Origin of the sequence: Thalassovita mangrovi, from assembly GCF_009857745.1 — a bacterium.
GTDB lineage: Bacteria > Pseudomonadota > Alphaproteobacteria > Rhodobacterales > Rhodobacteraceae > Thalassobius > Thalassobius mangrovi.
Map to the genome: position 1 here is coordinate 228,468 of NZ_WWEN01000003.1, position 11,708 is coordinate 240,175.

General features: G+C 64.5%; 11 protein-coding genes and 1 tRNA gene. 3 read left to right on the forward strand and 9 right to left on the reverse strand.

Going from position 1 to position 11,708, the window contains the following annotated elements; all coding sequences use genetic code 11:
• Positions 1-5: 5 nt before the first annotated feature.
• Together GR167_RS07660 and GR167_RS07665 are read right to left on the reverse strand one after the other, a co-directional pair.
• The gene (locus GR167_RS07660; protein ID WP_160972880.1) at positions 6-1,184 is read right to left on the reverse strand and encodes an aminotransferase class I/II-fold pyridoxal phosphate-dependent enzyme; all 1,179 of its coding nucleotides are present in this window, start codon (positions 1,182-1,184) and stop codon (positions 6-8) included.
• A 133-nt stretch (positions 1,185-1,317) separates the two neighbouring features.
• Entirely contained in the window at positions 1,318-2,652 is a 1,335-nt protein-coding gene (locus GR167_RS07665) for an amidase (RefSeq protein WP_160972881.1), read from the reverse strand.
• Between the two features lie 81 nt (positions 2,653-2,733).
• On the opposite strand from GR167_RS07665, the gene GR167_RS07670 reads away from it, so the two are divergent.
• Positions 2,734-3,951 carry an FAD-dependent monooxygenase gene (locus GR167_RS07670; RefSeq protein ID WP_160972882.1) on the forward strand — a complete coding sequence of 406 codons (1,218 nt, stop codon included), beginning with the start codon at positions 2,734-2,736 and terminating at the stop codon, positions 3,949-3,951.
• Positions 3,952-4,137: 186 nt separating this feature from the next.
• Here GR167_RS07670 and GR167_RS07675 read toward each other — a convergent pair whose 3' ends face one another.
• Genes GR167_RS07675 through petA form a run of 3 tightly spaced genes read right to left on the reverse strand, consistent with a single transcriptional unit; the run spans position 4,138 to position 6,827 of the window.
• Positions 4,138-4,926, reverse strand: coding sequence for a cytochrome c1 (locus tag GR167_RS07675; protein ID WP_160972883.1), 789 nt, complete (start codon positions 4,924-4,926; stop codon positions 4,138-4,140).
• Positions 4,927-4,941: 15 nt separating this feature from the next.
• Positions 4,942-6,255, reverse strand: coding sequence for a cytochrome b (petB, locus tag GR167_RS07680; RefSeq protein WP_160972884.1), 1,314 nt, complete (start codon positions 6,253-6,255; stop codon positions 4,942-4,944).
• An 11-nt stretch (positions 6,256-6,266) separates the two neighbouring features.
• Positions 6,267-6,827 carry a ubiquinol-cytochrome c reductase iron-sulfur subunit gene (petA, locus tag GR167_RS07685; protein ID WP_160972885.1) on the reverse strand — a complete coding sequence of 187 codons (561 nt, stop codon included), beginning with the start codon at positions 6,825-6,827 and terminating at the stop codon, positions 6,267-6,269.
• A 231-nt stretch (positions 6,828-7,058) separates the two neighbouring features.
• Between petA and GR167_RS07690 the strand changes: the two genes are divergently transcribed.
• The gene (locus GR167_RS07690) at positions 7,059-7,718 is read left to right on the forward strand and encodes an outer membrane protein (RefSeq protein WP_160972886.1); all 660 of its coding nucleotides are present in this window, start codon (positions 7,059-7,061) and stop codon (positions 7,716-7,718) included.
• Between the two features lie 164 nt (positions 7,719-7,882).
• Here the strand turns inward: GR167_RS07690 and GR167_RS07695 are convergent, their stop codons facing one another.
• From GR167_RS07695 to dapF, 4 genes are read right to left on the reverse strand one after another with little or no spacing between them, the layout of a single operon-like run.
• Entirely contained in the window at positions 7,883-8,488 is a 606-nt protein-coding gene (locus GR167_RS07695) for a glutathione S-transferase (RefSeq protein WP_160972887.1), read from the reverse strand.
• A 56-nt stretch (positions 8,489-8,544) separates the two neighbouring features.
• A complete protein-coding gene (locus tag GR167_RS07700) occupies positions 8,545-9,168 on the reverse strand; it encodes an FMN-binding negative transcriptional regulator (protein WP_160972888.1) in 624 nt (207 codons plus the stop codon).
• A gap of 60 nt (positions 9,169-9,228) precedes the next feature.
• Entirely contained in the window at positions 9,229-10,491 is a 1,263-nt protein-coding gene (gene mtaB / locus GR167_RS07705) for a tRNA (N(6)-L-threonylcarbamoyladenosine(37)-C(2))-methylthiotransferase MtaB (protein ID WP_160972889.1), read from the reverse strand.
• The gene (dapF, locus tag GR167_RS07710) at positions 10,488-11,342 is read right to left on the reverse strand and encodes a diaminopimelate epimerase (RefSeq protein ID WP_160972890.1); all 855 of its coding nucleotides are present in this window, start codon (positions 11,340-11,342) and stop codon (positions 10,488-10,490) included. Before dapF ends, mtaB begins: the two co-directional genes overlap by 4 nt.
• A gap of 226 nt (positions 11,343-11,568) precedes the next feature.
• Between dapF and GR167_RS07715 the strand changes: the two genes are divergently transcribed.
• Positions 11,569-11,644: transfer RNA gene (locus tag GR167_RS07715), tRNA-Lys, on the forward strand.
• Positions 11,645-11,708 lie beyond the last annotated feature (64 nt).

An 11,708-nucleotide genomic window follows, 5' to 3' on the forward strand; every position in this document is an offset into this window, starting at 1 on the left:
TCCACTTACCCATAGATGCAGTCGCGCAGCCTGATCAGCCCGCGCCGCATGTCTTCTTTTGGGGCCACCATGGCGACCCTTATGTATTGCTTGCCGGGATTGAACCCGTCCACGTCCCGCGCCAGATAGGCGCCGGGCAGCACCCGCACCCCGGTTTCCTGCCAGAGCTTCAGCGCCGCCTGTTCGCCGTCTTCGACCGGCAGCCAGAGGAAGAACCCGGCCTCGGGGCTCATGTAGCCGTCGACGCCCGCGAAGATTTCATCCGCGATGGCGAATTTTTCCTGATAGAGGCGGCGGTTTTCGATCACGTGATGTTCGTCCGCCCACACCGCTTCGGCCACCCGTTGCAGCGGCAGCGGCAAGGGCGCGCCGGCATAGGCGCGCAGCAGCTTGACCCGCTTCAGGCATTCCGGCCCCCCGGCCACGAAGCCCGAGCGGAGACCCGGCAGGTTCGAGCGTTTCGACAGCGAATGGAAAATCACCACCCGTTCGGGATCGGCGCCCAGTTCCTGCGCCACCTGCAACGCGCCCACCGGCGGGGCGTCGCGGTAAATCTCGGAATAGCATTCGTCGGCGAAGATGCGGAAATCGTGCTTTTCCGCCAGCCGGATCAGATCGGCCCAGTAATCGCGCGACGCCACCGCCCCCTGCGGGTTGGCGGGCGAACAGATATAGGCGATGGCGGTGCGATTCAGCACCTCCTCGGGCAGCGAGGTGAAATCGGGAAGGTGCCCGGTTTCCTTAGTGGCGGGCACGAAGACCGGCTCCGCCCCCACCGAAATCGCCCCGATCATGTAGACCTGGTAGAACGGGTTCGGCATCAGGATGATCGGCTGCTGGCCGTTCTTGCTCTCCGGCGTCAGCGCCATCGCGGCGTTATACAGACCTTCGCGGGTGCCGTTCAGCGGCATCACCTGCGTCGCAGGGTCGATGGACACGCCATAGCGACGCTTGATCCAATCGGCGATCGCGCCCTGCAATTCCGGCGTGCCGTCATTGGGGGGGTAATTGCCGAAGCCATCGATATTCTTGGCCAGCACACCCGCAACCCAATCGGGAAAGCCGTGTTTCGGCTCTCCGATGGTCATATGCATCACTTCGCCGCCCGGTTCATGCACGTCCAGCAGGGCGCGCAGACGCGGGAAAGCATAAGCGGGTAGGTTCGAAAACCGCTCAGGAAACATCCAATACTGCCTCAAGTTACGGGATCATTGTCGTCCCGTTTTTTGTCAGATTACCCAATGACATGGGTTTCGTCCAGAATATTGAGGCAGGGCGCGGCGGCGCTGTGACCTTTTTGACGAAAGCGGTGCGCGCTCAATCGGCGCGCAGAACCGCCTCGGCCGCCGCCGCGACGCGCAGCAGGCGTTCTTCCTGAAACGGCAAGCCGTTCAACAGGATACCGCAGCTGGGCACCCCGGTGGGCAGGGTGACGCCGCAATTGCCCATCAGGTTGCCGACCCGCGTGTTGTTCAGCGTCAGCAGGTTTTCGGTGACGTAGTAATCGTCCTCGCCCATCAGCCGGTCGAGCTTCGGCGGCAGGTTGGGCGCGGTCGGCCACAGCACGGCGTCGAACCCGGCCACCCGCGCGTTCCAGCGGGCGCGATAGCCTTCGAGCTCCTGCCAGGCGGCGACGTAATCGTGGCCCAGGAAATGCGCCCCGCTGCGGAACCGATCAAGGATGCGGTCGAACATCAGGCCCGGATTGGCCTCGATCACCTCGCGCCAGGTGCCGTAGGCTTCGGTGGTGAACAGGATCGCGGCCAGGTCCATCGCCTGCGCCACTTCCGGCGCGTCGATCTTGACGATCTCCGCCCCGGCCCCGGCCAACCTCGCCACCGCGTCGTCGAAGGCTTTCAGGGGTTCCGGGCGGCATTTTTCCAGCACCGCCGTCTGCAGCACGGCAAAGCGCTTGCCCTGCAGGGTCGCGCCGCGCAGGTCGGCCGGTTTGCCGCCCTCCAGCATCGCCAGCATCAGCGCCGCGTCTTCGACCGAGCGGCAGAGCGGGCCGACGGTGTCGAATTTTTCGCACAAGGGCACCACGCCCTGCAGCGGGATCCGTTTCGGCGTGGTCTTCAGCCCGACCAGATCGTTCCAGGCCGAGGGAATGCGCACCGACCCGCCGGTATCCGACCCGATGCCGCAGGCGGCCAGCCCGAAGGCGACCGAGGTCGCGGCGCCCGAGGACGATCCGCCCGACACCGCGTCATGATCGTTGACGCAAGGCGGCGATGCAGTGACCGGGTTCAGCCCCAGCCCGGAAAAGGCCAGTTCGCTCATATGGGTCTTGCCGAGGCAGACCAGACCGGCGGCGGTGGCGTTGCGCAGCACCGGCGCGTCGCGGCCCGGCACTCGGTCCTTCAGCAGGGCCGATCCGGCTTCGGTCGCGACGCCGGCGCTGTCGAACAGGTCCTTCCAGCTGATCGGCACCCCGTCGAGCACCGACAGCCGGTACCCGGATTTGGCGCGCTCGGCGGCGGCCGCGGCTTCGGCCATGGCCCGGTCCGCGGTGACGCGGGCATAGATGCGGTCGCGGAATTCATGCGCCTCGATCGCGTCTAGATAGGTGCGCGTCAGCTCCACCGGGTCGATCGCGCCCGCGCCGATTCCCCGCCCCAGTTCCGCCGCGCTTTGTTCCAACCAATCCTGCATCGCAAACTCCTCGTCTTTGCGCGAACGGTAACGGCAGCGGAACGCATGGACAATCCCGATAAGAGGCGCATATTGCAGCACATGGAATTTGACAGCGATATCCTCATCGTCGGCGGCGGGCTGAACGGCCCGGCCCTGGCATTGGCCCTGGCGCAATCAGGGCTGACGGTCACAGTGATCGACGCCCTGCCCCGCGCGGCGCAGGACAGCGATGATTTCGACGGCCGCGCCTATGCGCTGGCGCTGGCATCAAAGCGGTTGCTGAAAAACATCGGCATCTGGGGCCGTGTGGCCGCGAACAGCCAGCCGATGCTGGAAATCAAGGTCAGCGACGGGCGCGCCGGTGAAGGGCCGCTGTCGCCCTTCTTCCTGCATTTCGATCATGCCGAGATCGAGGAAGGCCCGATGGGCTACATGCTCGAAGACCGCTACCTGCGCCGGGCGCTGGCCGACGCGATGGCCGAGGAGGCGCGCATAACCCTGCTCGACGGCGAAACCGTCACCGCGCAGGACATCGACAGCGGCGGCGTCACCCTGACGCTGGCCTCGGGCAACACGCTGCGCGGCAGGCTCTTGGTGGGCTGCGACGGGCGTCGGTCGGGCACCGCCGAACGCGCCGGTATCACCCGGACGGGATGGGATTACGGCCAGACCGCGCTGGTCTGCGCGATCGAACACGACCTGCCGCATCACGGCATCGCGCATCAGTTCTTCATGCCGCCCGGGCCGCTGGCGATCCTGCCGCTGCCCGGCAACCGGTGTTCCATAGTCTGGTCGGAAAGCCATGAAAACGCCGCCGCCTTCCAGGCGCTGTCGGATCAGGATTACCTGCAGGTGCTGCGGCCGCGCTTCGGCGATTTCCTGGGCGATATCCGGCTGGCCGGCAAGCGCTTCACCTATCCGCTGGGCCTCACCGTCGCCGACAGCTTCGTGGCCGAGCGGCTGGCGCTGGTGGGCGACGCGGCGCACGGGATGCACCCGATCGCGGGCCAGGGGCTCAATGCCGGGCTGCGCGATATCGGCGCGCTGACCCAGGTGCTGTCCGACGCCAAGCGGCGCGGCGAAGACATCGCCGCCGAACCGGTGCTCGACCGTTACCAGGAATGGCGCCGCTTCGACACCGCGACGCTGGCGCTGACCACCGACCTGACCAATAGGCTCTTTTCCAACGACAACCCGCTGCTGCGCGCCGCCCGAGATCTCGGCATGGGGGTGATCAACGCGATGCCGGGGCTGCGCCGCAACTTCATCCGCGAAGCCGCGGGCCTGACCGGCGACCTGCCCGAGCTGATGCGCTAAGCCTTTTCTTCTTGGAAAAAATACTCCGGGGGAGTCGTTGAAAATCCCCCGGATTTTCAACGGCGGGGGCAGCGCCCCCCGCTTCGCCGCGCGGCGAAGCACTGCGCCCGCGCGCGCGGGCGCCCCACCAGGCAAAGAAAAAGCCCCGCCAGAGGACGGGGCTTTCTCAATTCCGAATGCGAAAGCTTACGCTTCCTTCGCCTTCTTCTTGACCGGCGCCCAGAGGCGCTTGTTGGTCAGGTAGAGCAGAACCGACAGGATCGACAGGAACAGCACGGCGACGAAACCGGCATGCTGGCGCGCCATCATCTTCGGCTCGGCCGCCCACATCAGGAAGGCGGCGACGTCGGTCGCCTCGTGATGCAGCTCGTTGGAATGGCCGTCGGCGAATTCCACGTCCTCACCGGACAGCGGCGGCGCCATCGCGATCCAGCCGCCGGGGAAGGCGGTGTTCTCGTAATAGGTGGTGCCCGCTTCTTCCTTCTCCTTGCCGGTGTAGCCGGTCAGGATCGAGACGATGTATTCGGGTCCGCCGATGCCCTTGACGAACTGGTTGATCCCCGACCCGTAGGGGCCGTGGAACCCGGCGCGGGCCTTGGCCATCAGGCTGAGGTCCGGCGCGTTCGGGTCGCCATGGGGCGGGAAGTGATCGGCCGGCGTGCGCGGGCGCATGTCGTCCAGTTCCGGGTCGTAGATTTCCAGCTGCGCCGCATAGGCGCGGACCTGGTCCTCAGGCAGCGCCGGGCCGCCTTCGTCGGCCAGGGTGCGGATCGGCACGAATTTCATGCCGTGGCAGGCCGAGCAGACCTCGGTATAGACCTGCAGGCCGCGCTGCAGCTGCATCTGGTCGAACTTGCCGAACGGACCTTCGAAGGAGAAGTCGACATCGTGGATGTGACCGCCTTCCGCTGCGATGGCGCCACCTGCCGAAAGGGTCAGGGCGGCAACTGCGGTAATCGCGAGTTTCTTAAGCATTATCCCGTTTCCTTCTTATTCGGCCGGCTTGCCATAATGGGCGTTGAAATCTTCCTCGATCGTGGCCGGGGCCGCGGTCGGTTTTTCGATCACGCCCAGGATCGGCAGGATTACCAGGAAGTAGGCGAACCAGTAGGTCGCGCCGATCAGCGAGATGTAGGGATAGATCCCGTCGGTCGGCATCGCGCCCACCCACATCAGCACGATGAAGTCGAGCACCAGCAGGTAGAACCACCACTTGAACATCGGGCGGAACCGGCCCGAGCGCACCCGGCTGGTGTCCAGCCACGGCACCAGAGCCATCACGATGATCGCGCCGAACATCGCCAGCACGCCGAAGAACTTGGCGTCGACGATGCCGCCGGTGATCCAGCTTGCCGCCATCACCACCCAGACGTCGCCGGTGAAGGCGCGCAGGATCGCGTAGAAGGGCAGGAAGTACCATTCCGGAACGATGTGGGCGGGGGTCGAGAGCGGGTTGGCCTCGATATAGTTATCGGGGTGGCCCAGGAAGTTCGGCATGAAGCCGACGACGGCGAAGAACACCGCCAGCACCACGACCAGCGCGAACAGGTCCTTGATCACGAAATAGGGCCAGAACGGCAGGGTGTCTTTCTCGGCCTCTTCCTTCGACCCCTTGCGGACATCAACGCCGGTCGGGTTGTTGTTGCCGGTGGTGTGGAACGCCCAGATATGGACGATGACCATCGCGGCGATCACGAAGGGCAGCAGGTAGTGCAGCGAGAAGAAGCGGTTCAGCGTGGCGTTGTCCACGGCGGGCCCGCCCAGCAGCCAGGTCTGGATCGATTCACCGATGAACGGGATCGCGCCGAACAGGCCGGTGATCACGGTTGCGCCCCAGAACGACATCTGACCCCAGGGCAGAACATAGCCCATGAAGCCGGTCGCCATCATCAGCAGATAGATGATCATGCCGACGATCCAGGTGATTTCGCGCGGCGCCTTGTAGGAGCCGTAGAACAGACCGCGGAAGATGTGGATATAGACCGCGAAGAAGAACAGCGAGGCGCCGTTGGCGTGCAGGTAACGCAGCATGAAGCCGCCGTTCACGTCGCGCATGATGTGTTCGACGCTGGCGAAGGCCAGGTCCACATGCGGGGTGTAATGCATCACCAGCACGATGCCGGTGACGATCTGCAGCGCCAGGCAGAACGCCAGGACGATGCCCCAGATCCACCACCAGTTCAGGTTCTTCGGGGTGGGGATCATGATGGTGTCATAAAGAAGACCAACGATCGGAAGGCGGCTGTGCAGCCACTTTTCGATGCCGGTTTTCGGTTCGTAATGGTCGTGAGGAATTCCGGACATGCTACGCTCCCTTAACCCAGCTTGATCGTGGTTTCGTCTTCGAAGACGGCGATAGGCACGTCCAGGTTCCGCGGCGCAGGACCTTTGCGGATCCGGCCCGCGGCATCGTAATGCGACCCGTGGCAGGGGCAGAACCAGCCGCCGAAATCACCCGAACCGTTGCCGATCGGAACGCAGCCCAGATGGGTGCAGACGCCGATCATCACCAGCCATTCGCCGGCTTCGTCCATCGTGCGGTTCTCGTCCGATGCGTCGGCGTCGGGCTTGTTGGCGTTTTCCGATTTCTTGTCGACCAGGTCGTTCAGGTCGACCGCACGCGCTCCGGCGATTTCTTCCTCGGTACGGCGACGGATGAACACCGGCTTGCCCAGCCATTTAACGGTCAGCTGGGTGCCCTTCTCAATGCCCGAAACGTCAACACGAATCGAGGCCAGCGCCTTCACGTCGGCGGAGGGGTTCATCTGATTGACAAGCGGCCAAACGGCGGCACCTGTGGCAACGGCACCGGCACCTGCGGTGGCGTAATACAGGAAGTCCCTGCGGGTGCCTTCGTGATCTTCTGCGTGGGACACGAGGTTATCTCCATTTTTCGGCCGGACCCGGCCTAATATCGGTTCTAGCGGCAAATTGATGCAGCCTTTCCGAGGCGCTGTTTAGCGGGGGATTCCCGCTCAGTCCAGCAGACAATGCTCCCGGGAGGTTGCATGCGCGCAACAGTTACCTATGTGTCGCGGTTGAGCCGCACCCGCGGAAGGTCTATGTTGCCGCGCAGAAACGCCGACCTTTTCGCAAGGAATCCCCCAATGTCACGCCTTCTTACCACCACCTCGGCCCTGATTCTGTGTCTGGCGGGCGCCGCGAGCGCCGAAACCCAGATCAGCGTTTACGGCGGCTGGCAGACCTCGCCGCACAGCCGGATCACCGGCACGCTGCCTGCCGGCGTGGATTATCCCGGCCCGTTCAGCAGCTCGATCGGCTGGGACGGCAAATCCTTCACCATGCCGCCCTATTACGGCGCCCGCGTCACCTTCTGGCAGGGCGGCAACTGGGGCTGGGGGTTTGAGCTGAGCCATGACAAGGCCTATGCCGGCGCCGACATGTCGCCGGAATTCACCCGGCTGGAGTTCACCGACGGTCACAATATCTTGACGGTGAACTACATGAAGCGCTGGCCCGGCAAGTGGGACAAGTTCACCCCCTATGTCGGCGCCGGTATCGGTGTCGCGATCCCGCATGTCGACATCACCCCGACCGGCGGCCAGCATACCTATGAATACCAGTATACCGGCCCGGCCGCGCGGCTGACCGCGGGCGCCAGCTACCAGCTGAACGACCGCTGGGGGCTGTTCGGCGAATACCAGTTCACCATTTCGGACAACGACGTGGAACTGACCGGCGGCGGCGATCTGAGCACCCGGATCATCACCAACGCGCTGAATGTCGGCGTGAGCTTCTCGTTCTGAGCGGGACCTGAGACAGAGGTGCGCGCCGCCGGCGCGCGCCTGTTTGCCTCGTCGCAGGCCGCTGGCCTGTTTCCTCGGGGGTGAGGGGCGCTGCCCCTCTGCGCGCCGAGGCGCGCATTCACCCCGGAGTATTTTCACCAAGAAGAAACGGATACGCGCCCGCCTCAGTCGCTGGGCTGGGTCGCCTTCATGCTGTCGCGGGCGTTGAACACCGCGAACCAGTCGTCCAGCGCGTCGTTGCCCTTGCGCCAGTTGCGGCCCGCGTGGCGGAAATCGAGATAGCCCAGGGCGCAGCCGATGGCGATCTGGCCGATATTGAGCGGCCCGGTCAGGTGCGACATCCAGCGGTCGTTGACCGCCTTCACGCCGCGCGCGGCCTTTTCCCACTGCGCCTCGACCCAGTCCTCGTAGACCATATGCGGCGGGCGCACCCGAGATTCGTAGACCATCAGCACCGCGGCATCGAGAATGCCGTCGGCAGTGGCTTCCAGCGTCATCACCTCCCAGCGGCTGGCATCGGGGTAGAGCCCGCCGCCGGCGCGGTCGTTGAGGAACTGGCAGATCACCCGGCTGTCATAGATCGCCGGGCCGTCGCCGCGGATCAGCGCCGGAATCTTGCCCAGCGGGTTGGCCGATTGCAGTTCGACCGGCGTCGAGACCGGCGTGGTTTTGACCGGCAGCAGGTCGACATCGTCGATCTGGCCGGTTTCGCGCAGGACGACCTCGACCTTGCGGACGAACGGCGATGCCGGCGAATAGACGAGTTTCATGGCGCTCTCTCCCTCTGGTTCGCGGCTGAGATTAGCACCGCGAACCGGGCTGTCCATCACTCAGGCACCGGCAGATCGCGCATCAAGGCGGCCAGCGCGGCAATCTCGCTGCCGAAACCGGTCTGTTCTATCGCCTCGGCGGCAGAAAGCCGGGCGGCGTCGGGTTTGTTCTGGCCCAGTTTCCAGGTGCCGTCGATATCCTCGATCCGCATCTTTGCCGGGACGATCATCCGCATCAGCCGGTCCATCGCCTCATCCGGCATCTTGTCGGTCTTCCAGATGGGTTTCGGGGCCAGATCGGCCTCGAACCGGTCGGACAGGCGATCCAGCACGCCAAGCAGGTCGTCCTGCGGCAGCAATTCGGCGGGACCGGACAGGTGGACGGCGACGTAATTCCAGGTCGGAACCTGGTCTTCGATCCCGTACCAATCGGGCGAGATATAGCCATGCGGGCCGGAAACGGCGAGCTTGACCAGCTGCGGGGTCTTGAGCCGCCGCGCGATCGGGTTGGAACGGACCAGGTGGAAGATCACATCGTCGCCCTCGATCAGGAAGGGGATATGCGACAGGAGCGGCGCGCCGGTGTCATCGGCGGCAGCAAGGATGCCGAAACCGGTCGCCTGCGCGAAATCCAGGTTCTGTTGGCGCGAAGCCTTGCGGTAGATCGGGTTGGGATGCATGGCGGGCCCTCTGATGCGTGTCGGCCGCAGGGTTCCGCAACGCCGCGCCGGAGGCAAGGGTTATGCGTTCAGTTGCGTGCCCGAGATGCCCAAAATCCGCGCCTCGACGATGGCGCCTTCGGTCTGGGCGGTCTTGAACGTCACCTCGGTGAACTGTTCGGTGCGGCCCATATGCGGGTTTTCCATCAGGATGCGGTGGGTTTGGCCGATCTGCTGCGACAGGTGTTTTTCGACCTGCGCCTGACCTGCCTCGCGCAGGCGAGCGGCGCGTTCCTTGATGACGTTGCCGTCGACCTGGTTCGGGATTTTCGCCGCGGGGGTGCCTTCGCGTTTCGAATAGGGGAAGACATGCAGCCAGGTCAGATCGCATTCGGTAACCAGCTTCAGCGAGTTTTCGAAATGCGCATCGGTTTCGGTCGGGAATCCGGCGATGATGTCGGCGCCGAAGGTCATGTCGGGGCGCAGCCTGCGCGCTTCCTCGGCGAAGCGGATCGCGTCGTCGCGCAGATGGCGGCGCTTCATCCGTTTCAGGATCAGGTCGTCACCATGCTGCAGCGACAGATGCAGATGCGGCATCAGGCGCGGTTCCGTCGCGATGGCCTGCATCAGGTTTTCGTCCACCTCAATCGAATCGATCGATGAAATGCGCAGCCGCGGCAGGTCCGGCACCAGTTTCAGGATGCGCATCACCAGATCGCCCAGTTTCGGGCTGGCGGGCAGGTCGGCGCCCCAAGAGGTCAGGTCGACCCCGGTCAGCACGACCTCGTTATAACCCTTGTCGACCAGCCGCCTGATCTGATCGACCACCACGCCGGCGGGGACCGACCGCGAATTGCCCCGGCCATAGGGGATGATGCAGAAGGTGCAGCGGTGATCGCAGCCGTTTTGCACCTGCACATAGGCGCGGGACCGGGTGCCGAACCCGTCGATCAGGTGACCGGCGGTTTCCGTCACGGACATGATATCGTCGACCTGCACCTTTTCGGTCTGGCCGATGAAATCGGGGCCCATCGCGTTCCAGGTTGCGGGCTGCATTTTCTCGGCATTGCCGATGACCAGGTCGACCTCGCCCATCTTCGCGAAGGTTTCCGGTTCGGTCTGCGCGGCGCAGCCGGTGACGATCAGCTTGGCGTCGGGGTTTTCGCGGCGCAGCCGGCGGATTTCCTGCCGCGCCTTGCGCACCGCCTCGGCGGTGACGGCGCAGGTGTTGACCACCACGGCGCCTTCGACCCCGGCCTGTTGGGCCAAGTCCTTCATCGCTTCGGTTTCATAGGCGTTGAGCCTGCAGCCGAGCGTGGCGAAAACGGGGGGCTTGGCGGTCACTTGATCTGCCCCTTCACCGAGGCGATGAATTCGGCGGTCAGATGAGCGGTGAACACATGCATGGTTTCGCCGGTCATCCAGACGCCGTCGTCGCGCCAGTCGATGTGCAGAGAACCGCCATCCAGGTCGATCCGCACCGAGCGCCCGGTCAGCCCGCGCCGCGCCGCCGCCACGGCGGTCGCGCAGGAAGACGAGCCCGAGGCCAGCGTCACGCCGACGCCGCGTTCCCAAACCCGCATGCGCAGGTGATCCGGCCCGATCACGCTCGCGAATTGCACGTTGGTGCGCTCGGGGTAGAGCGGGTGATGTTCGGTCTCCGCCCCGCGGGTTTCCAGATCGACGGCTTCGGCATCCTTGACGAAGAAGGTGCAATGCGGGTTGCCCATGCCGGTGGCGGTGGGCTTGCCCTCGATCGGCAGTTCCAGCGTGTCCATTTCGCGCGCCAGCGGGATTTCATCCCAGGAAAGCTGCGGCTGGCCCATGTTGACCGAGGTCAGGCCATTGCCCGCATCCACCGCGTAAAGATCGCCGCGATCGGTGGTCAGGTGCAGTTCGCGCTTGCCGGTCTCATCCATCAGGTGGCGCGCGATGCAGCGGGTAGCGTTGCCGCAGGCGGCCGAGGTCGATCCGTCGGAATTGTAGAACACCAGATGCGCGTCGCCCGCGCCCCGTTCGATCACCGCCAGCTGATCGTAACCGACCCCCTTGTGGCGATCGGCGATGGCGATCACCAGCTCGGGCGGCAGGTCAATGGCATGCGCGCGCGCATCGACGACGACAAAGTCGTTGCCAAGCCCGTGCATCTTCATGAAGGGCAAAGGGGTATCCGCGCGGTTTTCCATCGCGCCCATATACGCCTGATTCCCCCCGCTTTCCAGTGCCGCCCGGCGCAACCCCGGCCTGGGCCAGCGGCAAGGCTGCACCTCTTCGACAGAGGCTCCAGTCGGGAACACCACCGCAGACACACGATCCCCTTGTTTTTCAAGGCTTCTGCGAGGAAAACAGAAAACATTGTCGAAAATGAAGATTTTAGGGTTGACCCTCCTGCCCGCAGTTTCTAGAAGCTGCCTCCACAGTGGGCCGTTAGCTCAGTTGGTAGAGCAACTGACTTTTAATCAGTGGGTCGCAGGTTCGAATCCTGCACGGCTCACCACTTAATCCTGAAATATCAATGGATTACGCGCCGCGCCTTCGGGCGCGGTTCGCGCGTTCTGAAT